Source organism: Sphingomonas cannabina (genome assembly GCF_021391395.1).
In the GTDB taxonomy this organism is placed as follows: domain Bacteria; phylum Pseudomonadota; class Alphaproteobacteria; order Sphingomonadales; family Sphingomonadaceae; genus Sphingomonas; species Sphingomonas cannabina.
Genome location: NZ_CP090059.1, coordinates 158,182 through 182,740, shown reverse-complemented (window position 1 = coordinate 182,740; position 24,559 = coordinate 158,182). Strand labels below are relative to the sequence as shown.

Annotated in this window: 22 protein-coding genes; 7 read left to right on the top strand and 15 right to left on the bottom strand. The window is 65.6% G+C overall.

Annotated features, from left to right (window positions below):
* Positions 1 to 61: 61 nt before the first annotated feature.
* The 3 genes from LZK98_RS00885 to LZK98_RS00875 are packed head-to-tail and all read left to right on the top strand — an operon-like array spanning position 62 to position 5,790.
* Positions 62 to 3,244: an efflux RND transporter permease subunit gene (locus LZK98_RS00885; protein ID WP_017502070.1), complete on the top strand. Its 3,183-nt coding sequence runs from the start codon at positions 62 to 64 to the stop codon at positions 3,242 to 3,244.
* The gene (locus tag LZK98_RS00880; RefSeq protein ID WP_017502069.1) at positions 3,237 to 4,400 is read left to right on the top strand and encodes an efflux RND transporter periplasmic adaptor subunit; all 1,164 of its coding nucleotides are present in this window, start codon (positions 3,237 to 3,239) and stop codon (positions 4,398 to 4,400) included. The genes LZK98_RS00885 and LZK98_RS00880 overlap by 8 nt, the downstream gene beginning before the upstream one ends.
* Positions 4,387 to 5,790: an efflux transporter outer membrane subunit gene (locus LZK98_RS00875; RefSeq protein ID WP_017502068.1), complete on the top strand. Its 1,404-nt coding sequence runs from the start codon at positions 4,387 to 4,389 to the stop codon at positions 5,788 to 5,790. The genes LZK98_RS00880 and LZK98_RS00875 overlap by 14 nt, the downstream gene beginning before the upstream one ends.
* A gap of 194 nt (positions 5,791 to 5,984) precedes the next feature.
* Here LZK98_RS00875 and cueR read toward each other — a convergent pair whose 3' ends face one another.
* Complete coding sequence (gene cueR, locus LZK98_RS00870) at positions 5,985 to 6,428, bottom strand: Cu(I)-responsive transcriptional regulator (protein WP_017502067.1); 444 nt, start codon at positions 6,426 to 6,428, stop codon at positions 5,985 to 5,987.
* Positions 6,425 to 8,944: a heavy metal translocating P-type ATPase gene (locus tag LZK98_RS00865; protein ID WP_017502066.1), complete on the bottom strand. Its 2,520-nt coding sequence runs from the start codon at positions 8,942 to 8,944 to the stop codon at positions 6,425 to 6,427. Before LZK98_RS00865 ends, cueR begins: the two co-directional genes overlap by 4 nt.
* A 238-nt stretch (positions 8,945 to 9,182) precedes the next feature.
* Here LZK98_RS00865 and LZK98_RS00860 point away from each other — a divergent pair, with 238 nt between their 5' ends.
* The 3 genes from LZK98_RS00860 (at position 9,183) to LZK98_RS00850 (ending at position 12,352) form a co-directional block, all read left to right on the top strand.
* Positions 9,183 to 9,386 (top strand): heavy-metal-associated domain-containing protein, encoded by a 204-nt coding sequence (locus LZK98_RS00860; RefSeq protein WP_017502065.1) that lies wholly within the window; start codon positions 9,183 to 9,185, stop codon positions 9,384 to 9,386.
* Positions 9,387 to 9,500: 114 nt separating this feature from the next.
* Entirely contained in the window at positions 9,501 to 11,330 is a 1,830-nt protein-coding gene (locus tag LZK98_RS00855) for a copper resistance system multicopper oxidase (RefSeq protein ID WP_026109362.1), read from the top strand.
* Between the two features lie 119 nt (positions 11,331 to 11,449).
* Complete coding sequence (locus tag LZK98_RS00850; protein ID WP_017502063.1) at positions 11,450 to 12,352, top strand: copper resistance protein B; 903 nt, start codon at positions 11,450 to 11,452, stop codon at positions 12,350 to 12,352.
* Positions 12,353 to 12,435: 83 nt separating this feature from the next.
* Here the strand turns inward: LZK98_RS00850 and LZK98_RS00845 are convergent, their stop codons facing one another.
* The 12 genes from LZK98_RS00845 to LZK98_RS00790 all read right to left on the bottom strand — a co-directional run bounded on the left by LZK98_RS00845 (position 12,436) and on the right by LZK98_RS00790 (position 21,672).
* Positions 12,436 to 12,786, bottom strand: coding sequence for an ArsR/SmtB family transcription factor (locus LZK98_RS00845; RefSeq protein ID WP_017502062.1), 351 nt, complete (start codon positions 12,784 to 12,786; stop codon positions 12,436 to 12,438).
* A gap of 74 nt (positions 12,787 to 12,860) precedes the next feature.
* Positions 12,861 to 13,223: a hypothetical protein gene (locus tag LZK98_RS00840; RefSeq protein WP_228220262.1), complete on the bottom strand. Its 363-nt coding sequence runs from the start codon at positions 13,221 to 13,223 to the stop codon at positions 12,861 to 12,863.
* Positions 13,224 to 13,285: 62 nt separating this feature from the next.
* Positions 13,286 to 14,311, bottom strand: coding sequence for a cation diffusion facilitator family transporter (locus LZK98_RS00835; RefSeq protein WP_017502060.1), 1,026 nt, complete (start codon positions 14,309 to 14,311; stop codon positions 13,286 to 13,288).
* A 180-nt stretch (positions 14,312 to 14,491) separates the two neighbouring features.
* Positions 14,492 to 15,856 carry a tyrosine-type recombinase/integrase gene (locus LZK98_RS00830; RefSeq protein ID WP_017502059.1) on the bottom strand — a complete coding sequence of 455 codons (1,365 nt, stop codon included), beginning with the start codon at positions 15,854 to 15,856 and terminating at the stop codon, positions 14,492 to 14,494.
* A gap of 288 nt (positions 15,857 to 16,144) precedes the next feature.
* Positions 16,145 to 16,927, bottom strand: coding sequence for an alpha/beta fold hydrolase (locus LZK98_RS00825; protein ID WP_233784509.1), 783 nt, complete (start codon positions 16,925 to 16,927; stop codon positions 16,145 to 16,147).
* 34 nt (positions 16,928 to 16,961) lie between these two features.
* Entirely contained in the window at positions 16,962 to 17,735 is a 774-nt protein-coding gene (locus LZK98_RS00820) for an SDR family oxidoreductase (RefSeq protein WP_233784508.1), read from the bottom strand.
* Positions 17,732 to 18,361, bottom strand: coding sequence for a glutathione binding-like protein (locus LZK98_RS00815; RefSeq protein ID WP_233784507.1), 630 nt, complete (start codon positions 18,359 to 18,361; stop codon positions 17,732 to 17,734). Before LZK98_RS00815 ends, LZK98_RS00820 begins: the two co-directional genes overlap by 4 nt.
* Positions 18,358 to 19,113, bottom strand: a complete 756-nt coding sequence (locus LZK98_RS00810) for a sensor histidine kinase (protein ID WP_233784506.1) — start codon at positions 19,111 to 19,113, stop codon at positions 18,358 to 18,360. The genes LZK98_RS00815 and LZK98_RS00810 overlap by 4 nt, the downstream gene beginning before the upstream one ends.
* 75 nt (positions 19,114 to 19,188) lie before the next feature.
* Entirely contained in the window at positions 19,189 to 19,653 is a 465-nt protein-coding gene (locus LZK98_RS00805) for a carboxymuconolactone decarboxylase family protein (protein ID WP_233784505.1), read from the bottom strand.
* 23 nt (positions 19,654 to 19,676) lie between these two features.
* Positions 19,677 to 20,120, bottom strand: coding sequence for a hypothetical protein (locus LZK98_RS00800; protein ID WP_233784504.1), 444 nt, complete (start codon positions 20,118 to 20,120; stop codon positions 19,677 to 19,679).
* Between the two features lie 8 nt (positions 20,121 to 20,128).
* Entirely contained in the window at positions 20,129 to 20,890 is a 762-nt protein-coding gene (locus LZK98_RS00795) for an SDR family oxidoreductase (protein ID WP_233784503.1), read from the bottom strand.
* Between the two features lie 29 nt (positions 20,891 to 20,919).
* Entirely contained in the window at positions 20,920 to 21,672 is a 753-nt protein-coding gene (locus LZK98_RS00790; RefSeq protein ID WP_233784502.1) for an SDR family oxidoreductase, read from the bottom strand.
* A gap of 351 nt (positions 21,673 to 22,023) precedes the next feature.
* On the opposite strand from LZK98_RS00790, the gene LZK98_RS00785 reads away from it, so the two are divergent.
* Entirely contained in the window at positions 22,024 to 22,845 is an 822-nt protein-coding gene (locus tag LZK98_RS00785; RefSeq protein WP_233784501.1) for an alpha/beta fold hydrolase, read from the top strand.
* Between the two features lie 37 nt (positions 22,846 to 22,882).
* Here the strand turns inward: LZK98_RS00785 and LZK98_RS00780 are convergent, their stop codons facing one another.
* Positions 22,883 to 24,559, bottom strand: coding sequence for a PAS domain-containing sensor histidine kinase (locus LZK98_RS00780; RefSeq protein WP_233784500.1), 1,677 nt, complete (start codon positions 24,557 to 24,559; stop codon positions 22,883 to 22,885).

Genomic DNA, 24,559 nt, shown 5'->3' with positions numbered 1-24,559 from the left:
GCGATCTCGCGGGAGGACGTGCGATGCCTAGCAAGTCACCTATGTTTCGGAACCAGCCACGATGATGGCGCTCGTGCGGGTCGCGCTAACGCGACCGCTGACCTTCATCGTGATGGCCGTGCTGATCTTTGGCCTCGGCATCCTGTCCGTTCTGAGGATGCCGGTCGACATCTTCCCGCGCATCGGCGTGCCGGTGATCGCGACCGCCTGGACCTATAATGGGCTGTCGCCCGAGGACATGGCCGGACGGATCATCAATCCGTTCGAACGCGTGCTGACCACGACCGTCAACGACATCGACCGGATCGAGAGCCAGTCGATGAACGGCGTTGGCGTCGTGCGGATTTACTTCCAGCCAGGCGCGGACATTCGCACCGCGACCGCGCAGGTCACGTCGATCTCGCAGGCCATTTTGCGTCAGCTTCCGCCGGGCATCTCTCCGCCGTTCATCGTCAACTATGACGCCTCGACCGTGCCGATCGTCCAGCTCGCCCTCTCCGGCGAAGGGCTGAGCGAACAGCAGCTCTACGATCTCGGCGTCAATCAAATCCGCCCGCAGCTCATCACCGTGCCGGGCGTCGCCATGCCCTTCCCATTCGGCGGCAAGCAGCGTCAGATACAGATCGACATCGACCCTGAGGCGCTGCGCGCTCGCGGCCTGTCCGCCGGCGACGTCGCGGCGGCGATTGCCGCGCAAACCCAAATCATCCCGGCGGGCTTCGCCAAGGTCGGCGGCCTGCAATACACCGTCAGGCTCAACAATGCGCCGGGCTCGGTCGAGCAGTTGAACAATCTGCCAGTTCGCGTGGTCGACGGCGCGACGATCACCATGCGCGACATCGCCCAAGTCCGCGACGGCGCGCCGCCGCAAATGAACATCGTCCAAGTCGAAGGCCAGCGGTCAGTCCTGATGACCGTGCTCAAGAGCGGTGCGGCCTCAACCATCGATATCGTCAATACGGTTCGCGAGCGTATCCCACAGATCACCGAGGGCCTCCCGGAAACGCTGCGCGTCCAGCTTATCGGCGACCAGTCGGTGCTGGTGAAGGCGGCCGTCTCCACCGTGGCCTATGAGGGTGTGTTGGCCGCCGTGCTGACCTCGCTGATGATCCTGCTGTTTCTGGGATCGTGGCGATCGACGATCATCATCGTGACCACGATACCCTTGGCGATCCTCGCCGCGTTGTTGGCGCTGAGCGCGACCGGCCAGACGATCAACATCATGACGCTGAGCGGCTTGGCTCTGGCCATCGGCATATTGGTCGACGACGCGATGGTCACGATCGAGAACATCAACTGGCACCTTGAGAAAGGGAAGCCGGTTCTACGCTCGATCATGGACGGCGCGGCGCAGATCGTGACGCCCGCCTTCGTGATCGTGACGTGCATCTGCATCGTCTTCGTGCCGATGTTCTTCCTGCCGGGCGTCGCAGGCTATCTGTTCGTGCCGCTGGCACTGGCGGTGATCTTCTCGATGATCGCCTCGTTCATCCTGTCGCGCACGCTCATCCCGACGATGGCGATGTATCTGCTACGCCCGCATCGGGAGGGCGAAGAGGCCGAGCGCGCCCGCTCGCGCAATCCACTCGTCCGGTTCCAGCATCGCTTTTCGACCGGGTTCGACAGGCAGAAGGACCGCTTCGGGCGGGTGCTTTCCCGCGTGATGTCCGCACGGCGCATCTTCATCCCGGCGTTCCTCGGCGCGATGGTGGCGTCGCTGCTGCTCATTCCCACACTTGGCCGCGACTTCTTTCCCACTGTGGATGCTGGGCAAATCACCCTGCATGTGCGCGCGCCGGCAGGCACGCGCATCGAGGACAGCACGGCGCTGATCTCGCGGGTGCAGACGCGGGTGCGCGAATTGATCCCCGCCGAGCAGGTTGAATCGGTCGTCGCCAATGTCGGAATGTCCTCCGCGCTGCTCAACGTCATCTACAACAATACGGGGACGGTGGGACTGAACGAGGGCGATATCCTCATCTCGCTCGGGCGGAACCGAACCGCGACGGACACGCATGTCGCCACTTTGCGGCGCGAGCTGCCCGTGAGCTTTCCGGGCGTTGATTTCTCCTTCCTGCCTGCCGACATCACCAGCCAAATCCTGAACTTCGGCTCGCCAGCGCCGATCGATATCCAGGTGCGCGGCCGGAATCTCGCGGCGAACGAAGCTTATGCGCAAGCGATCCTCAAACGCGTTCGGACCGTGCCCGGCCTCGCCGACGCCCGACTCCAGCAATCCTCGCGCGCGCCGCAGCTCAACATCGACATCGATCGCTCGCGGATCGCGCAATACGGGCTCAACCAGCGTGACGTAACCACCAGCGTCGCGACCGCCCTAGCCGGCACGCAGCAGTCTGCGCCGGTTTACTGGCTCAATCCCGAAAACGGGGTGTCCTATCCTGTCGTGGCGCAAGTCCCCGAACTGGAGGTCGACACGATCGCTGCGCTGGAAGCGCTGCCGGTTTCGGCGACGGGCGCCGGGGAGGCCCAGACGCTGGGCGGTCTTGGCGCCGTGACTCGCAATACGACCATCAACGTAGCGAGCCGAGCAGACATCCAGCCGGTCATCAACATCTATGCCACGCCGCAGGCTCGCGACCTGGGCGCCGTGGCCGGCGACATTCATCGCATCATTGCCGAGATGGATGCCGAGCGCCCGGCCGGCGTAACCGTCACGCTGGCGGGACAATATGAGACGATGAACCACGCCTTCTCCGGTCTCGCTTTCGGGCTGATCGGCGCGATTATCCTCATCTACCTCGTGATCGTCGTGACCTTCCAGAGCTGGATCGACCCGCTGGTCATCATCGGCGCGCTGCCGGCCGCCTTCGCCGGCATCGTCTGGATGCTGTTCGTGACCGGCACGACCATCTCCGTGCCCGCGCTCACCGGCGCGATCATGTGCATGGGCGTCGCCACCGCCAACTCCATCCTGGTGGTCAGCTTCGCACGCGAACGCCTAGCCGAGACCGGCGACGCCACCCGCGCCGCGATCGAGGCGGCGGTGGTCCGTTTCCGCCCCGTGCTGATGACCGCGCTCGCGATCATCATCGGCATGACCCCCATCGCGCTCGGTATCGGCGAGGGCGCCGAGCAGAACGCTCCGCTCGGCCGCGCGGTGATCGGCGGCTTGATCTTCGCAACCGTGGCGACACTGCTGCTCGTGCCGGCGCTGTTCAGCATCGCCCATCGCAAGGGCGCGCCTTCCTCACCCGCAAGGGAGCTTGAACTCCAGCATGTCTGATCCAACCCCAAAGAAGCGCGCCGGCCTTTATCTCGGCGCGGCCGGTCTCGTGATTGCCGCACTGGTCGGAGGCGGCCTCGTTTCGCGCGGCATGGCCGAAAGCGAACAGGCAGCCATCGCGGCCGAGAACGCGCTGCCCACCGTCAGCCTGGTTCAGCCCCGCGTGTCCGAGGGAGGCGAGATCGTGCTGCCGGGCAGTCTCGATCCCTATAATCGCGCCGCGATCAACGCGCGGGTGAGCGGCTATGTGCGCGAATGGCGCGCGGACATCGGGGACCGGGTGCGGCGCGGGCAAACGCTCGCCATCCTCGATGCGCCCGAGATCGACCAGCAGCTCGCGCAGGCCCAGGCGGCCTATCAGACCGCGGCCGCTGATCGCGGGCTGGCCGAAACCACGGCGGCGCGCTGGAACAATCTGCTCGAAAAGGACGCCGTGTCCCGGCAGGAAGCCGATGAGCGGCAGGGGCAGTTTGCCGCTGCCGATGCGCGCGCACGGGCCGCTCAGGCGGACGTCGGCCGGCTGAGGGCGCTGACCGGATTTACGCGGCTGACGGCGCCGTTCGATGGCGTCGTCACCAGCCGCTCGGCCCAGCTCGGCGCCTTGGTCCAGACGGGCGCGCCGGGGGTGGAACCCTTGTTCACCGTTGCCGACGTCAGCCGCCTGCGCCTCTATGTGCGCGTACCGCAAGCTTTTTCGGGAAGGCTGGTGCGCGGCACGCAAGCGATGTTCACCGTGCCTGACAGACCGGGCGAGGTGTTCGAGGCCACACTGTCCCGTCTCTCCGAGGCGGTGGACCGCCAATCCGGCGCAATGCTGGTGGAATTTCTGGTCGATAACGGCGCTCGACGCCTGAGACCCGGCAGCTACGCGGAGGTGCGGGTGTCCGTGCCTGGCGGCGCCGAAACGGTCCAGGTGCCGGCGAGCGCCCTGATCCTCGGTTCCGACGGCGCGCGGGTCGCCGTGGTCGATGGCCAGGGTCAGGTCGCGCTTCGGGAGGTTGCGGTGGGTCGCGACCAGGGCGCGACCATCGAGATTATCTCGGGGCTACGTCCAACCGACCGCATCGTTCAGACCCCTCCCGACGCGCTGGCCACCGGCGACAAGGTCCGGGTAGTTCCCGCACGGCAACCGGCGGCTCCGAATGCGCAGCGCTAGGATAGCATTCGTCGCCGCGATCGGCCTCGGCGGCTGCGCCACCCTGCCGCCGATGCAAACGCCGGCAATCGAGACCCCGGCAAGCTTCCGCCATGTGGAAGGATGGACGACGGCCGCGCCCGGCGATCATCTAGACCGTGGCGAGTGGTGGCGCGGATTCGCGGACCCGGTGCTCGACGAGCTGATGGCGCGGCTGGACGAGCGGACCCCGACGCTCGCGGCCGCGCTTGCCCGTTACGACCGGGCGTTGGCGGCGGCACGGCTCGACCGCTCCAACCAGTTGCCGAATGTCGATCTGACCGGCGGGGCTTCGCGCGAGCGGCTTTCAGCCGGACGATCGATCGGAGCTGGCGAGCCCGTAATCGCGAACCAGATCCTCTTCGGTGTTGGTCTCGATTATGAGTTGGACCTTTGGGGCCGGGTCCGCAACAGCGTGCGCGCCGCTACGGCGGATGCCGAAGCGCAGGAGGCCGCCTTGCGCTCGGCGCGGCTCAGCCTTCAGGCTTCGGTCGCCGATCTCTATGTCCAACTTCGCGCCGTCGATGCCGAGCAGGTCCTGCTGACCAGGACCGTGGCCGCCTATGCGCGCGCCGATGATTTGATCCGCACCCGCCACGAAGGCGGCATTGCCTCTGGCGTGGACCGTAGCCGATCGACGGCCCAGCTCGCCGATGCCCGCGCCCGTCTGGAGGCGCTACGGGCGCAGCGCGCGGGGATCGAGAACCGGATCGCGGCGCTGGTTGGCGAGAGCGCCTCTGTTTTCGCCATCGATCCCGCGCAACGAAGCCTTGCGCTGCCTGACCTGCCGCCGTCCCTGCCCTCCGAACTTCTTCAGCGCCGTCCCGACATCGCCGAGGCGCAGCGCCGCCTGGTCGCCGCCAATGCGCGGATCGGCGTCGCGCGGGCCGCCTTCTATCCGCGCATCAGCCTCGGGCTCGGCGCGGGGTATCAGGCGGTCGAGGCGCCGATCGTCAGCGCGGATACTGGTTTCTGGGCGCTCGGGCCGATCACCACGATCTTCAATCTGTTCGACGGTGGCGGACGGCGAGCGCGGCTGGCCATCAGCCGGACGGACTATGAAGAACTCGCCGCGGGCTACCGCCAGACCGTGCTGGATGCGTTCCGGGAGGTGGAGGATGCCCTGTCTCGCATGGATGCCTTGACGGGTCAGGATCGCGAGCAGCGCATAGCCGCCCAAGCGGCGGCGCGGGCTGAGAGCCTGGCGCTTGATCGCTATCGCGACGGCGCGGCCGACTATCTGGAGGTGACGACGGCCCAAACCGCCGCGCTCGCCGCGCAACGCGCCAGCATCACGGTCGAATATGATCGCGCCCGAACGGCAATCGCCTTGATCCGGGCGCTGGGAGGCGCGACCCCGGACGACACATGACGGAGAAGCGCCGCCCTTCACGACGAGACCTACTGCAAATCGGCGGGGTGGTCGCCATAGGTTATGGCGTCAGCGTTTTTCTGAAGGCGACCGCACCACTCGGGATCAACGCGTCCGCTTGTTGTCGGACTTGTTGACCACGGCTTAGCGGGAGCGGCGCCGCATCGTGGAGCGGTGTCGAATATCTGATTCGTTTACGGTCGGTGCCGAAGGCGGCCCGTTGCCGCCGGCACGGATGCTGGCGCGGCGCCGGGTTCCTCCAGATCGGCAAGGATCGGGCAGTCAGGCCGATCATCGCCCGCGCAGCAATCCACCAGCGTTCCGAGCGTCGCGGCCATCTGGTTCAGATTTTCGATCCGCTCCTGAAGCTGGGCGATATGGGCCTGCGCGATCCGCTTCACATCGGCGCTCTGGCGGGCCTTGTCCCGCCAGAGGCTCAGAAGATCGTTGATCTCCGCGACCGAGAAACCGAGATCACGCGCCCGCCGGATGAACCGCAGCATATGAACATCCGATGGCGAGTAATCGCGATAGCCGGAGTCCTTGCGATCGGCTTTCGGAATGAGGCCGGTCTGCTCGTAATAGCGGATCATCTTGGCGGAGACGCCCGACGCCTTGGAGGCTTGTCCGATGTTCATGCCGTTCCTCCTGTCTCGCGTGGCTGAAAACCGCGCAGGCGCAACGAATTACCCAAGACGAAGATGCTCGACATCGCCATAGCACCCGCCGCGAACACCGGCGAGAACAGGATGCCCAGGCTCGGATAGAGCACGCCTGCCGCGACCGGGATCAGCGCCGTGTTGTAGGCGAACGCCCAGAACAGGTTCTGGCGGATATTGCCAATCGTCGCGCGCGACAGGGCGATGGCCGTCGCCACACCGTTCAGATGGCCCGACATCAGCACGACATCGGCCGCCTCGATCGCGATATCCGTGCCGGTGCCGACCGCTAGGCCGATATCGGCAGCCGCCAGCGCGGGCGCATCGTTGATGCCATCCCCGACGAAGGCGACGCGGCCATGCTCGGCCTTGAGCCGGGCTATCGCCTCCACCTTCCCTTCGGGCAGGACTTCGGCGACCACTTCGTCGATACCGAGCTGGCGGGCGATAGCCTCGGCCGTCATGCGGTTGTCGCCGGTCAGCATCGCAACCTTGAGGCCGAGCGCGTGCAGCGCCGCGATGGCTGCCGGCGTGGTCGCCTTGATCGGATCGGCCACCGCGATGATCGCGGCAAGCCGCCCGCCAATGGCGGCATAGAGCGGCGACTTGCCTTCCTGCCCCAACCGCTGTGCTGTCTCCGCAAAGGCGGCCACGTCCAGCCCAAGCTCGCGCATGTAGCGATCGGCACCGATCTGGACCAGCTCGCCACCCGCCACCGCCTTGACACCGAAGCCGGTGATAGAGTCGAAGTCGGTAATCGCGGGCAGCGCAATACCTTCCGCCTTGGCCGCGTCGACGATTGCGCGGGCGATCGGATGCTCCGACTTGTCCTCGACAGCGGCGACCAGACCCAGCACCGCCGCCCGGTCGAAGCCGTCCGTCACTTGCAGGTCGGTGAGCGCGGGACGACCTTCGGTCAGCGTGCCGGTCTTGTCGACCGCGACAACCCTGGCGTCCTTCAGCAGTTGCAGCGCCTCGCCCTTGCGGAACAAGATACCCAGTTCCGCTCCGCGCCCGGTGCCGACCATGATGGCGGTCGGCGTCGCCAGCCCCATAGCGCAGGGGCAGGCGATGATGAGCACGGCGACCGCATTCACCAGTGCAAAGGTCAGTGCGGGCGACGGGCCGAACCACAGCCAGGCTGCGAAAGTCAGCGCCGCCACACCGAACACGGCGGGGACGAACCACATCGTCACCTTGTCGACCAGCGCCTGAATCGGCAGCTTCGATCCCTGCGCCTGCTCGACCATGCGGATGATCTGCGCCAGCATCGTCGCGCCGCCAACGGCGGTGGCGCGGAACGCCAGCGCGCCCTGCTGATTGACGGTGCCGCCGACCAGCGTGGCGCCCTCAGCCTTGGCGACCGGGATGGGTTCGCCGGTGATCATCGACTCGTCGACATAGCTCTCGCCCTCGGTCACTTCGCCATCGACGGGGATGCGCTCGCCGGGACGCACTTCGATAATGTCGCCGGTGATGACCTCGCTAATGGAAACCTCGAACACCGCGCTGTCGCGGCGCACGCGGGCGGTCTTGGCCTGCAATCCCACCAGCCGCTTGATCGCTTCGGAGGTGCGGCCCTTTGCACGGGCTTCGAGGTAACGGCCCAACAGGATCAGCGCAACGATGACCGCCGCCGCTTCATAATAGACGTTGACCGTCCCGGCGGGCAGCAGACCGGGCGCGAAAGTCGCGACCAGCGAATAGCCGTAGGCGGCCAGCGTGCCGACGGCAACCAGCGAGTTCATGTCCGGCGCCAGCCGCGCCAGCGCGGGCAGGCCCGCCTTGTAGAAACGGATGCCGGGGAAGGCGAGCACCAGCGTCGTCAGGACGAACTGGAGATACCAGCTTGCCTGCATGCCGATCGTGCGGTCGATCAAGCCATGGACGCCGGGAATGACGTGGCTGCCCATTTCGAGCAGGAACACCGGCAGCGCCAGTACGGTCGCAAGGGTGAGATCGCGCTTCAGCGCCCGGCGCTCGGCGTCCTTCCGCTCGGCCGCTTCCTCGTCGCCAGAAACGCTGGCCTCAATTGGGCGCGCTGTATAGCCCGCGCCCGCGATCGCTGCGATGAGCGCCTCAACATCGGCCGCGCCGCGCACGCTCGCGCGTTCGGTCGCTAGGTTGACTATCGCCTCGGTGACGCCGGGGACAGCTTTGAGCGCCCGCTCCACGCGACCGACGCAGGATGCGCAGGTCATTCCCTCCACCGCCAGTTCGATGCCGGCGACAGATGGCACGCTGTAGCCGGCGGCCTCGACGGCCCGCACCAGCGCCTTTCGGTCGACGGCGGCGTTTGCTCGAATGTCGGCGTTTGCTCGAATGTCGGCGCGTTCGGTCGCCAGATTGACGCTGACGGACTGTACGCCCTCGACCTTGCTCAGCGACCGTTCGATGCGGGCCACACAGGACGCGCAGGTCATGCCCTCAATCGGCAAGCTGATCGCCGAATCGATGGATTCGTCCGAATCTCTCAGGGTTTCTGCGGCTATCATGGCTCGATACTCCACACTTCACGATTGGAATTTGTCGCAAGATGCAGGTTCCAATGATGGGAAGGTCAAGGGCAAAATATATCCTGACCTGATGAGAGCAAGCCGCCCTCGCAAGCACATGGCTCAACGGTAGGGCCGTGATCTCCTTTCCGATAGCGACCGCGAAAAACGGCCTTGACCCTCCAACGATGGGAAAGATTAGCTTGTGATCCGTTGTCAGGAACAATGGAGATTTCCCATGCAATTCCACGTCGAAAACATGAGCTGCGGTTCATGCATCAAGCACATCGCGCAAGCGATCACCGCGATCGACGCCAATGCGAAGGTCGAGGTGAGTATCGCGGACAAGAAGGTCACGGTCGATACCGTGGCTAGCGCGCAAGCTATCGAAGTCGCGCTCGCCGAGGACGGCTATCCCGCGCGCGCTATTGAAGTGGCATAGGGAGGCGTAGCCATACCACCAGGTCCGACCGGGCGGATGACGGCTGTCGTCCGTCCGGCATTTCCGGCCCTTGTTCCCGTTTCCGAAAATCGGGCACCTGCAGGACATAGAGACATGACACCATTCATTGAGCGCAGGTCGTTTTTACGAGCGGGAGCCATCGGCATAGCCGGACTCGGCATCACGGGGCTTGTTCCCGCCTGGGCCAGAACCGGCTCGACCGGGCTTGTACCGACCCTGCCCACACTCTCGGGCGAGGATATTCACCTCAGGATTGCCAATACGCCTTTCACCGTAGGCGGGCGGACCGGTCACGCCGTGACTATGAATGGTGTATTGCCCGCGCCGCTGATCCGGCTGCGCGAGGGGCAGAATGTGCGGTTGCACGTCGAGAACACGCTCGACGAGGACAGCTCGATCCACTGGCACGGGCTGCTCGTGCCATTCCAGATGGACGGCGTGCCCGGCCTCAGCTTTCCGGGGATCAAGCCGCGTTCGACCTTCGTCTATGACTTTCCGTTGCTGCAAAGCGGCACCTATTGGTATCACAGCCATAGCGGCCTTCAGGAACAACAGGGCCATTATGGTCCGATCGTGATCGATCCCGCCGAGCCCGATCCGATCGCTTATGATCGCGAGCATGTGATCGTGCTGAGCGACTGGACGTTCCTGCATCCGCACGCTCTCATCACCAAGCTCAAGGCGGAAGGCGGCTACTTCAATCGCCAGAAACAGACATTGTTCGGCATGATGAAGGGCGGCCCCGAGGAGGAAATGTCGGCATCGGACCGCGCCATGTGGGCGCAGATGCGGATGGACCCCACCGACATTTCCGACGTGACGGCCGTCACCTACACCTATCTCATCAACGGTCATGGCCCGCAGGAGAACTGGACCGGCCTGTTCCGTCCCGGCGAGCGGGTGCGGCTGCGCTTCATCAATGCCGCCACCATGACGATCTTCAATATCCGTATCCCCGGCCTGCCGATGACGGTGGTCAGCGCCGATGGCCAGAATGTCCGACCCGTAACGGTCGACGAGTTCCAGATCGGCAATGCCGAAACTTATGACGCCATCATCGAACCCGCCGAGGACAAGGCGTTCACGCTGGTGGCGGAATCGATCGATCGTTCCGGCATGGCGAGCGCCACGCTCGCATCCCGTATGGGGATGACGGCGCCGATTCCGCCGCTGCGCCCGCGTCCCACGCTCACCATGAAGGACATGGGCATGGGCGGCATGGACCACGGATCAATGGCGGGAATGGACCATAGTGCCATGGGCCATGGCGCGATGGCGGCCGGGGCAGACGCGGTGACAGCAGACCATGGCGGGATGGATCACAGCGGCATGGATCATGGCGGTTCCCATTCGATGGGCGGCATGAACATGCGTGACAAGTCTTTGGTTCCCGACAGCGTCAAGGTCGGTGTGGGCGTGGACGCCATCGCCATGGCGCCGGTCGATCGCACCGGCGATCCGGGGCTGGGCCTCGAAGATGTCGGCCATAAGGTGCTGACCTATCGCGATCTGATGTCCTTGACGCCCAATCCCGACACGCGCCCGCCGCAGCGCACGGTCGAGGTCCACCTCACCGGCAACATGGAACGGTTCATGTGGTCGTTCGATGGCGAGAAGTTCAGCGAGGGCGTGGAACCGATCCGCTTCGAGCGCAATGAACGCGCCCGCGTTACCCTCATCAACGACACGATGATGACCCATCCCATCCACCTGCACGGCCATTTCTTCGAACTGGTGAACGGTCATACCGGCAGCTATCCGCGCAAGCACACCGTCAATGTGCTGCCGGGCGGCAAGGTCAGCTTCGACCTGACCGCCGATGCGCCCGGCGACTGGGCGTTTCACTGCCATCTGCTGCTCCACATGCACGCCGGGATGTTTCGCGTCGTCACCGTCCGTCCGCTCGACGGAGACGCGGCATGATGCGGCTCGTGGGCATCGCTCTCCTCGCCGTCGCGACTCCCGCTTGAGCGCAACACGATCACCGGAGTCATGCTGGCGCCTCACAGCAGGACCCGGCCGATTCCCATGCGGGGCATCGTATGGACGGTGCCGAAGGCAATCCCCATGCGGGGCACGACATGCCGCCGGAACCCTCCGCAGCGCCCGATCCTCATGCCGGCCACGCCATGCCTTCAGCCGCGCCGATGGAAGCGCACCAGGCCCATGCAGGCCATGAACCGGGCATTCCCGACCCGCCGGTGCGCGGGCCATCGGCGGCGGCCATGGGCGGCCCCGATCACGCCGCCGATGCCATATTCGGCGCGGCGGCCATGGCTCCGGCGCGCGAAATCGTGCGCCGCGAACATGGCGATATCAAAAGCCACAATATCCTGATCGATCAGCTCGAAGCCGTGATCGGCAAGGGCAAGGACGGCTATGCCTGGGACGTGCAGGGCTGGTATGGCGGCGATATCGACAAGCTCTGGCTCAAGACCGAAGGCGAAAGCCACTTCGACGACAGCCCGGAAAGTGTCGAGGCGCAGGCGCTCTGGAGCCACGCGCTCGATCCGTGGTGGAACCTCCAGGCCGGCATACGCCACGATTTTCGGTCCGGACCGGACCGCACCTACGCTGTCATCGGCGTTCAGGGCCTTGCCCCTTACTGGTTCGAGATCGACAGTGCGCTGTTCCTGTCCGACAAGGGTGACGTCACCGCGCGAATCGAAGCGGAATATGACCAGCGCCTGACCCAGAAGCTGATCCTCCAGCCAACCGCCGAACTGAACTTCTCCGCGCAGGACGTTCCCGAGCTGGGCATCGGTTCCGGGCTGTCCACCGCCGAGTTGGGGTTGCGTCTGCGCTACCAGTTCGTGCCGGAGTTCGCGCCCTATATCGGCGTGAAATATGAACGCGCCTTTGGCGACACGGCGGATTTTCGCCGCGCCCGCGCTGAAAGCAGAGGTGGGTGGAATTTCCTGATCGGAATCCGGTCCTGGTTCTGAGGGATATGGTTATCGGACCGGCGGGCCTGATCGAGGTGCGCCGGTCCTCCTGTCTTTCTGTGAACAAATATTACTGGGCGCGATCATTCGTCGTCGTGATCCTCATCCATATGGCTGGCCATGTCGATGAGCATGGTGCTCACATGGGCATCCGCCACTTCATAGAATATCTGCTTGCCGTGTCGCTCGCTACGGACGAGGCGCGCGCCGCGCAGGAGGCGCAGATGGTGGCTGACCAGCGTTTGCGACAGATCGAGGCTTTCGGCGATGTCGCCCACCGATCGCGGCGTTTGCAGGCAATAGAGCAGAATACGCAGGCGGGAGGGATCGCCCAGCAAGCGGAAAGTTTCGGCCAGGATCGTTACGTCGTGGCTCGACAGTCCCTGAGAATGCTTAGGATTGCCATGATCGTCAGAGTTGGTGGTGTCGGACATCAGGAGCCTCTTATACGTGAATATATGACGATGTGTAGATTTATGATCCTTCTAGGGCCAGCCTTGACCACCCGCTAGCCAACCAATTGCCGGTTTTCCTCGATCATCCCCTTGCACTTGTGGAACCGGCTTGCCGGAGCAGCAGCGGAATGAGGCTCGTCGCGATTACCGGGAAAATCAGCCAATTGATCGCCATCCAACCCGAGCTGTGCAAGATCGTGCCGGCAAGAAAGGAAACAGCCGCTGTGGTCGCGAAGGCCGAGTCCGAACAGGCTGACGGGGAAGGTAACCCAGGCGGGATCGGGCGAGAGTTGCTGACCGACCAGCCCGCCGAGCGACATCACGATCGGCGGGCTGGCGCCGCCCAAGGCTTGCGCGGCAGTGAGAACAGCGATGTTCCTGCGGGCGTTTGGTTCCCGTTCATTGCCAAGAGCCACCTTCAGGCACCGGGAGGCAGTCTGACAGAGCATTTCAGATAGGCTGCACCAACGTCCGCCTATCAGTGGGAGCAAGCGTGTTTCACGCCGCCGTGGCTGTGGCTGGGATGGTCGTGCCCAGGTCCGCGTCCCTCATCCCGCTTGCTGCCGGGAGCGAGGCTGCACGTCTCGCCTTCCTCGTTCCAATCCACCGCTACAGTGGCGTGCTCGATCTCGAAATGGCTCTCCAACTCGCGTTCCACTGCACGCACCACTACGCGGGCCTCGGTGTCGTTCGCCGGTCGGACGTGCATCGTCGCCAGCGTGCGGCCCGACGTGATCGACCAGACATGGATATGGCCGACCGCAGCCACGCCCGGCACATGCTCCAGAATATGGCGCTCGATCTTCTCCGGCGCCGCGCCGTCGGGCGCGCCTTCGAGCAGGATGTGCAGCGACTTGCCCGCCAGTTTCCATGCGCTACGCAGTACCAGCAGGGAGACGACCACCGACAGGATGGGGTCGATCGGCGTCCAGCCCGTCAGGTAGATCACGATCGCCGCGCCCACGGCGCCGACCGAGCCGAGCAGGTCGCCCATGACGTGGAGCGCCGCGCCCTTGATGTTGACATGCTCGCTGTCGCCGCGCGTCAGAATCCAGAAGACGAGGATATTGACCAGCAGCCCCGCGATCGCGACCCCGAACATCGGGCCGGCAAGGATCGGCTGCGGCTCCTGAAAGCGCTGCCAGGCTTCATAGACGATCCAGCCGACGATCGCGAACAGGGTGACGGCGTTGACGAAGCCGGCGATCACCTCGAAACGCAGATAGCCGAAGGTGCGTTTGGAATCAGCCGCGCGCTGGCCGAAACGGAAGGCGGCATAGGCGAGCGCCAGCGCCGCCGCGTCGGTCATCATATGGCCGGCGTCCGCCAGCAGCGCCAGCGACCCTGAAAGCAGACCGCCCACGACCTCGACCGCCATGAAGGTGAAGATCAGGCCGAACGACAGCAGCACCTTGCGCTCATTGTCGCTGGTGATGGTCGGCGTGTGCGAATGATCGTGGTCGTGATCGTGGCCATGACCATGGTCGGCGTGCGAGTGGGCCATTATCGAGCTTTCATGACATATACATTAAACACATCAATATGTGTTCATATAATGTATGTCAATATGCCTATGTGCCGATGGATAATGACCCGGCCGACCTCTTGTTCTTTAGACAGTTTTGGGGATGAAAGCCGCATCGGTCTAGGAGCGGCCTGCATCCCATACCATCGTGTGCAATTGTCAGGCGGCCAGCCGTTGTGACGTTTCAGCTTGTGCTGTTGAGTCTTGATGGGGCGTCAGAAACCGAACCAACGCAGCCTTACGCGAGCCCCGATCAAGCGCATAATGTGTATGTGTCAGCTCAGCACCATTGAGCAGCGCATGGATGTAGCCGGACACCGTATCGGCCGCCATGACGAGGGCTGCATCGAGCGTATGCACATAACGGCTGGTGATAGAGCCGGTGGCATGGCCGAGAAGCGCCGCGATGGTGATCTCGGTGAAACCAAGGTCGTTCGCCAGGCTGGCGAAGCTGTGGCGCAGTACATGAGCGGTGATGTCCGCCAGCTCCGTCCCGGCGAAGATCTTTTCCCAATGCCGAGGGAAGCTGCCGAACGGCTTGGCCAGGTTCCGCTCGCCGGGAAACACATAGGGGCTGTCGCCGCTCATGTCCCGCTCGTCGAAATACTCCAGCACCGGCAAGCCCATCGGCCGCACGGACTGACCTTCCTTCGTATCCTCGAACCGGAAGCAACTCCCCACGGTGTCGAGTTCCGTTTTGCGCAGCTTGATGACCTCACTGCGCCGGCAACCCGACATGGCGATCTGACGGATCATCTCCACGGTGCGCGTGTAGCGTTCATCCTCGGCGGCATTGGCAAGGATGCGCCCGAGGGCGCGATACTCGTCCTCGTTCAGACGGCGCTGGCGCACGGCGTCCTTGGGCTTGCGGATGCCATGCGCCGGATTGACCTCGATGATGCCCAGGTCATCCCGTGCATAGGTGAAGATGCCACCCAGGAGACCGACGGTGCGGCTAGCGACGCCGATGCCGCCCCGTACGATCGACTTACCGCGCAGTTTCTCCGTCTTCTCGATCCCGCGCGTCTTGCCCGCCATGATGTCCTTCATCATGGTCGTCACGTCGGCCTTGGTGACGTGGGTGACGCGCTTCTTGCCCAGGAGTGGGATGATGTGGCGGTTGATCCGGCCGAGGTCGGTGATCTTGGTGCTGGCCTTCTTCGGCCGCCCGCCCTTGCCGAGGATGCGGCCGGCTTCGAGTTCCGCGATATACAGCTCGCAAAGCTCCTTTACCGAGATCGCCTTGCGCGCGCTGTTCCGGTTTTCGAGGGGATCGTTCCCCTTGGAGACTTCGGCCAGGGCTTGAATGGCCAGCGTGCGCGCTTGCTCGGCGGTGATCTGTCCGTGCCGGCCCAGCTTCATCCGCCGCCGCACATTGTTGGCGTTTCGATAATCGACGAAGTAGGTCCGGGTGCCGGAGGGCAGGACGAAGACGCCAAAGCCCTTCAGCTCGCCGCACCAAACGGTGTATTGACGGTCGCGTGGTTCGGACTTGTCCACGACGGTTTTCGTAAGTTTCGACATAAGTACCTCGCTAGTGCGGGCTCAAAAACTCACCAAAATCTCACCACCGTATCGAAAACTGTGGGTGTCGTTGGCGTAGCACAGAGAACCCTTACGATCAATAAAATGCTGTATAAACAGCGTGTTATCGTACTCTAGCGTTGGATTGGTAAGCCTGTCGTAGCGTTGTGGTTCTAGCTCCGAAGGCAGAGGCCACAGGTTCGAATCCTGTCGGGTGCGCCAGTTTTTTGCGGTTTTAGCGGTACGTCCGCTGCGAGCACGCGTCAGCGAAAATGCGGACATTGCGCCTCAATCTTCCCCTGTCGCCTCCTTGATCAATGAGGTGACCTCGTCAGGACGCGAGATCATCAGTGCGTGCGAAGCGCCCTCCACGACGATGGTCTTCCGCGCGTGGGCACGCTCGGCCATGAACTTCATCACCGCGGGAGGAATGTTCCGGTCGGCGGAGCCGTAGATCATGTAGGACGGCAAAGACTTCCATGAGGCGGTGCGGGAGGGTTCCGCGAGCGCGGATTGGGTTATCGGGCGCTGGGTCGCTGCCATGACCGCGGCCTGTGCGGCCGGAACGTCGGCGGCGAATTGCGCGCGGAACTTGTCGGTCCGGATATAGAGGTCCTGCCCGCCATCGGGCAGCGGAACGGGCATCAGGGCGCTTCCCAGCGTGCTTCCGGGGAATTTCGCGGAGAGCGTCGCGCTCGATTCGCCGACTTCGGGCGCGAAACCGGCGACATAGACCAGCGCCTTGACGTTGGCGTTGCCGTTGGCGGCTTCGGTGATGACCGGCCCGCCGTAGGAATGGCCGACCAGCACGACCGGTCCGGTCACCGACTTGACGACGGCCGAGACGGCGACGGCGTCGCTGGCGACGCTACGCAGCGGATTGGCGGCCGCGATGACGCGATAACCGTCCTTCTCAAGTCTGGCGATGACCGGACCCCAGCTCGACGATTCCGCGAACGCGCCGTGCACCAGCACGATCGTCGGCTTGGCCGTGCGAGTTCCGTCCTGCGCGGCTGCGCTCCCGGACAAGACGAGCGCGGCGGTCAGCAGGGCAGCGATGGGAATGCGCATTATGTCCTCCATTTCCTGTAGGGAATGATCCTTCTCAGTTCGCCGCCTTTGCGGCCCAAGCCGGCTGCAGGCTGTCGCGCAGCCAGTCGTCGAACCTCAGCGAGGCGATATGGGCACCCGCCCCGGGAAGCAGCGATCGTTCCGCAAGCTCGGCGCCGAAGTAGCGGGCGTGAACGTCGGCCACGATCCGGCGGCCGTCCTCATATGCGGTCGCGATCTCGGTCGCGACTTCGTCCATGCGGAACCGTTCCGGCCCGGCGACCTCGACGGCGGCATTGAACGGATCGCTGAACACGGCGTCCGCCAGCGTATCGGCGACGTCCTCGCCCGCGATCGGCTGCACCAGTGCCGGCGAAATCGGAATCTCGCGGGCGGTGCCGTCCTGTACGACGTCGGCGATGAACTCGAAGAACTGGGTCGAGCGGACGATCGTGAACGGGATCCCGGAGTCGCGGACCAGCTCTTCCTGGATCTTCTTCGCGCGGAAGTAGTCGCTGGAGAGCAGGCCGTCGACGCCCACGATCGAGAGCACGACGTGATGCCGCACGCCCGCCGCCCGTCCCGCCGCCAGAAGGTTGCGCCCCGAGGTCTCGAAGAACCGCAGAGCCGCCTCGCCGTCGAGCGACGGCGAGTTCGAGACGTCGACGACGACCTCGGCATCGGCCAGCGCCTCGGCCAGCCCGACGCGGGTCACGGTGTCGACGCCGAAGGTCGGCGACGCCTCGAACACGCGGAAATCCTCCTGGCGCAGGTTGCGGACCAGCCGCTCGCCGATGCGGCCGCTGCCGCCGATCACCACGATCTTCATGACGACAGCTCCGGAGACGCGATCTGGCTGGCGGGGCGGGCATCGGGCAGCCCTTCCTCGGCGAGGGCGCGGCGGACGGTCTCGCGCTCCGCGACCCGCTCGAAATAGCCGACCAGATCGGGCGACATGCGCACGCCGAACGCCCGCGCCCAGCGCAGCATCACGAACAGATAGGCATCCGCCACGGTGAAGCGCGGGCCGAACAGATAGAGCTCGTTGATGTGGTCGGAGATGAGGTCCAGGCGTTTCGCGATCGTCTCGGCCGCCCGCGCCTTCTCGGCCTCGTCGTCGCTACTCCACAGCGGCGTGAACGCCACATGCAGCTCGGTCGAGATCCACGACAGCATCTCGATCAGCCGCGTCCGCCCGAGCGGGCCGCCGGGCTCCAGGTCGGGGGCGCGATCGGCGATGAGCGTCAGGACGGCGATGTTCTCGGTCACGGCATTGCCGTCGTCGAGCACCAGCATCGGCACATAGCCTTTGGGATTGATCGCGGTGTAGTCATAGCCTCGCTCGGTGATCTTGGTCTTGATGTCGACCCGCTCGAAATCGGCGTCGAGCCCGGCTTCGTGGAGCGATATCCTGCCGGACAGGCTGCAAGCGCCCGGCGCGTAATAGAGCTTCATCGACGTGACTCCTCGACATGGGGTTTGGGTTGGGCGATGGCCGGCAACCGCAGCGTGACCGTGGTGCCGATCCCCGGCGTGCTGTCGATCGAAACGCTGCCGCCGGCGGCGCGGACGAAGCGCTCGACCATCGGCAGGCCGATGCCGCCAAGCCCGTCCTTCTTGGTTGTGAAGCGGGGATCGAAGACGCGCGCGATGGTGTCGCGCGACATGCCGATGCCATGGTCGGTGACACGAAGCTCGACGCCGCCCGGTGCGATCACCTGCACTCGGACAAGGACGATCCCTTTGCCGCCCATCGCATCGCGCGCGTTGAGGACCAGGTTCAGCAGCGCCCTGCGCAATCCGAGGGAGTCGCATCGCGCGTCGGGCACGCCTGGCTCGGCGCCGATGTCGAGGATCAGGCCCGGCTCGCCCATGGCCTCGACCAGCGCCGCGACGTCCGAGAGGCAGGCGGCGAGCCCGGTGCGTTCGTCGCCCGCTTCGCGGTCGCGGAGACGGCCGAGATTCTGGCGGACGAGGGACCCCGCATGCTCCAGGCAGGACCTCGCCCGATCGAGCATCGGCCCGGCGTGGACGGCGGGCATGTCCGGCGTCCGGGCGATGATGTTGATCGCCGAAGACGCGATCTGGATCAGGTTGCCCAGATCGTGGACGACGCTGGCCGCCGCGATGGTCGAAAGCTCGCCCCGTTCGTCGATCGGGGGAAGAATCTCGGCATCGACGGGGCCGGAGGCCTGAAAGAGCTTCACGGGCATCTTCCCTTCAAAAGGGGCTGCGAGGCGCGCGCGGAGGGAGCTGTCGCCACACCTCGCAGCCACCATCGGTCAGGCGGCCGCGGCCGCCGACGCCTCGACCGGATGCACGGCGCGCAGGCCGATCTGCACCCGGTTCCACAGGTTGATCGCGCCGATCAGCAGCGTGAGATTGGCGATCTCGGTCTCGTCGAACTGGCTCTGCAGCAATGCATAGTCGGCGTCCGGCGCATGGGTCTTGCCGACCCGTGTCAGCACCTCGGTCCAGTTGAGCGCGGCGCGCTCACGGTCGGTGTACAGCGGGGACTCGCGCCAGCCGTCGAGCATGTGGAGGCGGATCTCGCTCTCGCCGTTGTTGAGCGCGTCCTTGACGTGCATGTGGATGCAGAAGGCGCAGCCGTTGATCTGCGAGGCGCGCAGCCGCACCAGCTCGAGCAGGCCGTGTTCGATGCCGCTCTTTCCGATCGCTGCCTCGACGGCCATCATCGCCTTCGCCCCTTCGGGAGCGGCCTGGAAGATGTTCAAGCGGGGGGTCATGGTCTTCTCCTTGAACGGGAGCGTCAGCGCTCCGCGGGGTGGAAGGGTGAGGTCGAGGGGGTCGCCCGTCCGGCGCGGCGGTCGCCCAGAGCCCAGAGGACCAGCGCCGCCCCGATGAGCGCGGGGAGCGTTACGGCAGGGAAATCCCGCGCCAGCGCCGACGGTCCGCAGATGCCGGCCGCGACCTCCCAAAAATGGAAGAGCGCGTGGCAGGCCAGCCACAGCGTCGCCGCACTCCACAAGACGATCCGGTAGCCGGGTCGGAAGGCTCCGATCAGGAACGCCGCGCCCAGGAACAGGAAGATGATGCCGATGTCGCGGATGAAGTGCTGGTTGAACGGGCCGGTGGTGGTGACGCCCGGCACCGCGAAATACCAGCCGTCGGGCGACAGCAGCATGAAGCTGCCGTTCGCGACGGCGGCGAGGCCCATGATCGCGGCCAGCGAGATGCAGATCTGTTTCAGCATCGCGCGCCTCACTTCTTCGCCGGCGGAGGCACGTTGGCGATCCACCAGTCGAAGCTGGTGGCGCCGAGGCGCGCGCCCGGTCCCGGCATCAGCGAGGCGTCGTCCAGCCGGACGCCGAAATAGGGCGCCTCCGGATCGGCGATCACGCGCCGCGGGTCCTTGTCGTGGTCGAGCACGCGGGCAACCAACTCGTCGATGCGGAAGGCCTCCGGGCCCGCCACCTCGATCGTGCCGTTCGCGGGTGACGCGAGCGCTGCCTCGGCGACCGCCGCGGCGACATCCTGCGCCGCCATCGGCTGGAAGCGCGCGGGAGACAGACGGACGGTGTCACCCTCGGTCGCGGACGCGGCGATCCCGCGCAGGAACTCGAAGAACTGGGTGGCGTGGAGGAGCGTGTAGGGGATCGACGATCCTTTGATCAGCTGCTCCTGCGCGAGCTTGGCGCGGAAATAGCCGCTGTCCTGCAGCCGCTCGGTGCCGACGACCGACAGCGCGACGTGATGACGGACGCCCGCCGCCTTCTCCGCATTGGCGATGTTGCGGCCCGTCGTCTGGAAGAAGTCCATCGCCGGCTGGTCGTCGAACGAGGGCGAGTTCGAGACGTCGACCACCACCTCGGCACCGTCCAGCGCACGGTCGAGGCCTTGGCCGGTGAGGGTGTCCACCCCCGTGTTCGGCGCGGCGGCGAACGCGTCGTGGCCGTCTCGGGCCAGTGATGCGACCACCTTCGACCCGATCAGGCCGGTGCCGCCAATCACCACGATCTTCATGCGTTATTCCTTTCTGTCGTTGAAGGGCGTCAGGCCGGCGCCAGCGATCGCCGAAGCCAATCCTCGAATCCGGTCCCGGCGATCCGCGCACCGGCGCCCGCGGTGAGAGATGCGTCGTCCAGCCGCGCGCCGAAGAAGGACGCACCCTCGTCCACCAGCACCGGGCGATAGTCCTCGTCGGCGGTCAGGATCTGCTCCGCGAGGGTCGAGAGCAGGTAGCTGTCCGGGCCGGCAACCTCGACGATGGCATTCTCCGGAGGCCCCAGCGCGACGCGCATCAGTGCCGCGACCGCATCGTCCGCGGCGATCGGCTGAATCCGCACCGGCGGCAGCCGGACGGCATCCTCCTCGCGACCGGCATCGACGATGTTGAAGACATATTCGAAGAGCGGCGCCGAGCGGACGATGGTGAACGGGATGCCCGCGTCGGCGACCAACGCCTCTTGCGCGTTCTTCGCCACGAAATAGCCGCTGCTCACCCGGTCGGAGCCGATCGCGGAGAAGATGACGTGATGCCGGACCCGCGCTTGGCGTTCGGCGGCGAGCAGATGGGCGCCCGACGCCTCGAAGAACCGCAGCATCGCCGCGGGATCGGCATAGCCGGGATTGGAGACATCCACGACCACCTCGGCGCCGTCGAGAGCCCTGGCCAGCCCTTCTCCGGTGACCGTGTCGACACCTGTCGAGCGCGCAGCGACGACCGCCTCGTGGCCCGCTTGCTTCAGTTGCTCGACGAGCTTCGATCCGACCAGGCCGGTGCCGCCGACCACCACGATCCTCATGACCTCACCTCCCCGTGAGCGGCGCCGGCATGGCGCCTTCAGGAACGGGAGGAGGATCGCGGATCGGGCCCCTCGCCTCTATCGTGCCGAGGAATGCATGGGACTCGCCATTCGGCAGGAGACCCTCACCCAAGGTGCAGGTCCCGATACGCCGCGCCACCCGCGGGACCGCGCATAGGCACCGGACTCGTGCCGGATGCGCCGACCGCCCCATCCTCCGGCGGTCATGACCACACCCCAGGGAGAGGACTCCCCTCCCCTGGGTCCGATCGATCGCGAGGATGCCTCACCCTACCCCGGACGGGCGCCGGACGCGGTGGGTCGCGCGGCGCTCATCAAAGGAGGTTTTCCATGCCGACGATCACCACCAAGGACGGACACGAGATCTATTACAAGGACTGGGGCGAGGGCCCGGTCGTGACCTTCTCGCATGGCTGGCCGCTGAACTCCGACGCCTGGGGCATCCAGATGCAGTTCCTGGCCGAGAACGGCTTCCGCACCATCGCGCACGACCGGCGCGGGCATGGGCGTTCGGCGCAGACCGCCACGCGCAACGACATGAACGGCTATGCCGACGATCTCGCCGCGCTGATCGAGGCGCTCGACCTGCGCGATATCACGATGGTCGGTCATTCGACCGGCGGCGGCGAGGTCGCCCGCTACATCGGCCGTCACGGCACCGGCCGCGTCGCCAAGGCCGTGCTGCTCGGCGCGGTGCCGCCGATCATGGTGCGCAGCGACGCCAATCCCGAGGGCCTGCCGATCGAGGTGTTCGATGGCCTCCGCCGCGACATCCTCCGCAACCGCTCGCAGTTCTACAAGGACTTCGCGATCCCCTTCTACGGCGCCAACCGGCCGGGTGCCGACGTGGCGCAGAGCCTGCTCGACGAGTTCTGGCTGCTCAGCATGCAGGTCGGCCTCAAGAACGCCCATGACTGCATCAAGGCCTTCTCGCAGACCGACTTCACCGAGGACCTCAGGAAGTTCGACGTGCCGACGCTCGTGGTCCATGGCGACGACGACCAGATCGTGCCGATCAAGGACTCCGCCCATAAATCCGCCAAGCTCATCAAGGGGGCGCAGACGATTTTCTACCCCGGCCTGCCGCATGGCCTGACCGCGACGCACGCGGACCGGTTCAATGCCGACCTGCTCGCGTTCCTGCGCAGCTGAACACCGAGCCCGGCGGCGCTCTCGAGGCCGCCGGGCGTCACGCCTCAAGCGCGGGAAGCGTGAACTCGAAGCGCGCGCCGCCTTCATGATGATTGGAGGCGGAGATCGAGCCGCCATGCGCCGCGATGATCGACTGGCAGACGGCAAGGCCGATCCCCATCCCGTCCGCCTTGGTGGTGAAGAAGCCGTCGAAGATGCGATCGAGATTCTCCTCGGCGATGCCGGCGCCGTTGTCGCGGATCGAGAAGCGGATCGTGTCGTCGGCACCGGTTGCGGTGGTCAGCGCGATGCGCCCCTCCCCCGCGCTCTTCTGCGCCAGTGCCTGGAGGCTGTTGACGAGCAGGTTGACGATCACCTGCTGGAGCTGGACACGGTCCCCCAGCACGCGCGGCAGGGTGATGTCGAAGCGCACCGAAAGGACGATCGCGCGCGCCTCGATATCGTGACAGACGAAGAGCAGCGCCTCCTCGACCACGCCGTTCAGGTCGATGGGGACGCTCTCCGGCACATGCCGCGCCACCATCCCCCGGATGCGCTGCACGATCTCGCTCGCATGGCGCGCGCTGTCGGCGATGCGGGTGGTGAGCTGCGAGACCTTGGCGAGGTTGGGATCGTCGCGCGACAGCCATCGCAGACAGGTTTCCGCGTTCATCGCGATGGCGGACAGCGGTTGGTTGACCTCATGCGCGATCGAGCTGGCCATCTCGCCGAGCGTCGCAATCCGCGCCGTCCGGCTATAGTCCGCCTGCAGCTGCCGGAGCTGCGCTTCGGTGCGCAGCCGCTCGGTGATATCCTCGAGGGTGAGCAGGGTCACGTCCAGGCTTTCCGGCGGAGTCGGAAAGGTGACGGAAAGCTCGACGTCGATCAGGCGGCCATCGAACGTCCTGAGCTTCATCCGCTCGACATGGCTGCGGCGCCCTTCGAAATGGGCGACGACGATCCTTCGCGCGGCCTCGGGGGCGTTGGCGAACAGATAGGCGACCGAACCGACGAGATCCCCGACGCCGGCGACGCCGAACAGCAGCGCGGCGCCGCCGTTGCCATCGGTCACCCGCACGACCTCGCATGCGGTGGCGACCAGCTCGGGATGCTCGTCCAGATAGGACGCGATGTCGGTCACGCCCTCCGACCGCAGCCGGTAGAAGATCGCGCCCATCGGCCGCGCATCGACCTGCAGGAGCGCGCCGGGGAGATGGTGGATCAGCCTGCGGTAGCGCTGCTCGCTCGCCCGTACCGCCCAGAAGGAGCGGTCGTCGGCGATCTCGCCGTCGACCGCGATCCACAGCGTGTCCGGCGCCGCGCCCCCTGCCGCACCCCACACCATCAGGACCGCATCGCGCAGCAGGAACGAATTGACCCGGCTGGTCCTGACGGCATGATCCGGCCGATCCGACGCGACCGCGACGATCAGCTCGGCGAGGATGGGCCAGCTTTCGGGCGGGCAGAAGCTCGCGACCGGCTGGCCGACGATGATGTCGCGCGCGATCGGCGAGCCGACGAGCTCCAGGGCGCGTGCGTTGACCTCTATGATGCGCGCCCCGTGCAGCAGCGCTGCCACCCAGTCGATCCACGCGCCGCCATCGGCGACCGTGTCGATGAGCGTGCGGACCTGCGACAGGTCGACCCGCCAGCACGCCGCGGACTCCGCGGCCACGCCCATCGGCATGACGGTCGCGTCCGGGTCGGATATCGCGGCGGAGGACAGGGACCTCAT

Bases quoted from the DNA above. Each gene is read 5' to 3' on its own strand.
- LZK98_RS00885 (WP_017502070.1), top strand. From the start codon at position 62: ATGATGGCGCTCGTGCGGGTCGCGCTAACGCGACCGCTGACCTTCATC.
- LZK98_RS00880 (WP_017502069.1), top strand. From the start codon at position 3,237: ATGTCTGATCCAACCCCAAAGAAGCGCGCCGGCCTTTATCTCGGCGCG.
- LZK98_RS00875 (WP_017502068.1), top strand. From the start codon at position 4,387: ATGCGCAGCGCTAGGATAGCATTCGTCGCCGCGATCGGCCTCGGCGGC.
- cueR (WP_017502067.1), bottom strand. From the start codon at position 6,428: ATGAACATCGGACAAGCCTCCAAGGCGTCGGGCGTCTCCGCCAAGATG.
- LZK98_RS00865 (WP_017502066.1), bottom strand. From the start codon at position 8,944: ATGATAGCCGCAGAAACCCTGAGAGATTCGGACGAATCCATCGATTCG.
- LZK98_RS00860 (WP_017502065.1), top strand. From the start codon at position 9,183: ATGCAATTCCACGTCGAAAACATGAGCTGCGGTTCATGCATCAAGCAC.
- LZK98_RS00855 (WP_026109362.1), top strand. From the start codon at position 9,501: ATGACACCATTCATTGAGCGCAGGTCGTTTTTACGAGCGGGAGCCATC.
- LZK98_RS00850 (WP_017502063.1), top strand. From the start codon at position 11,450: ATGGACGGTGCCGAAGGCAATCCCCATGCGGGGCACGACATGCCGCCG.
- LZK98_RS00845 (WP_017502062.1), bottom strand. From the start codon at position 12,786: ATGTCCGACACCACCAACTCTGACGATCATGGCAATCCTAAGCATTCT.
- LZK98_RS00835 (WP_017502060.1), bottom strand. From the start codon at position 14,311: ATGGCCCACTCGCACGCCGACCATGGTCATGGCCACGATCACGACCAC.
- LZK98_RS00830 (WP_017502059.1), bottom strand. From the start codon at position 15,856: ATGTCGAAACTTACGAAAACCGTCGTGGACAAGTCCGAACCACGCGAC.
- LZK98_RS00825 (WP_233784509.1), bottom strand. From the start codon at position 16,927: ATGCGCATTCCCATCGCTGCCCTGCTGACCGCCGCGCTCGTCTTGTCC.
- LZK98_RS00820 (WP_233784508.1), bottom strand. From the start codon at position 17,735: ATGAAGATCGTGGTGATCGGCGGCAGCGGCCGCATCGGCGAGCGGCTG.
- LZK98_RS00815 (WP_233784507.1), bottom strand. From the start codon at position 18,361: ATGAAGCTCTATTACGCGCCGGGCGCTTGCAGCCTGTCCGGCAGGATA.
- LZK98_RS00805 (WP_233784505.1), bottom strand. From the start codon at position 19,653: ATGACCCCCCGCTTGAACATCTTCCAGGCCGCTCCCGAAGGGGCGAAG.
- LZK98_RS00800 (WP_233784504.1), bottom strand. From the start codon at position 20,120: ATGCTGAAACAGATCTGCATCTCGCTGGCCGCGATCATGGGCCTCGCC.
- LZK98_RS00795 (WP_233784503.1), bottom strand. From the start codon at position 20,890: ATGAAGATCGTGGTGATTGGCGGCACCGGCCTGATCGGGTCGAAGGTG.
- LZK98_RS00790 (WP_233784502.1), bottom strand. From the start codon at position 21,672: ATGAGGATCGTGGTGGTCGGCGGCACCGGCCTGGTCGGATCGAAGCTC.
- LZK98_RS00785 (WP_233784501.1), top strand. From the start codon at position 22,024: ATGCCGACGATCACCACCAAGGACGGACACGAGATCTATTACAAGGAC.
- LZK98_RS00780 (WP_233784500.1), bottom strand. From the start codon at position 24,559: ATGAGGTCCCTGTCCTCCGCCGCGATATCCGACCCGGACGCGACCGTC.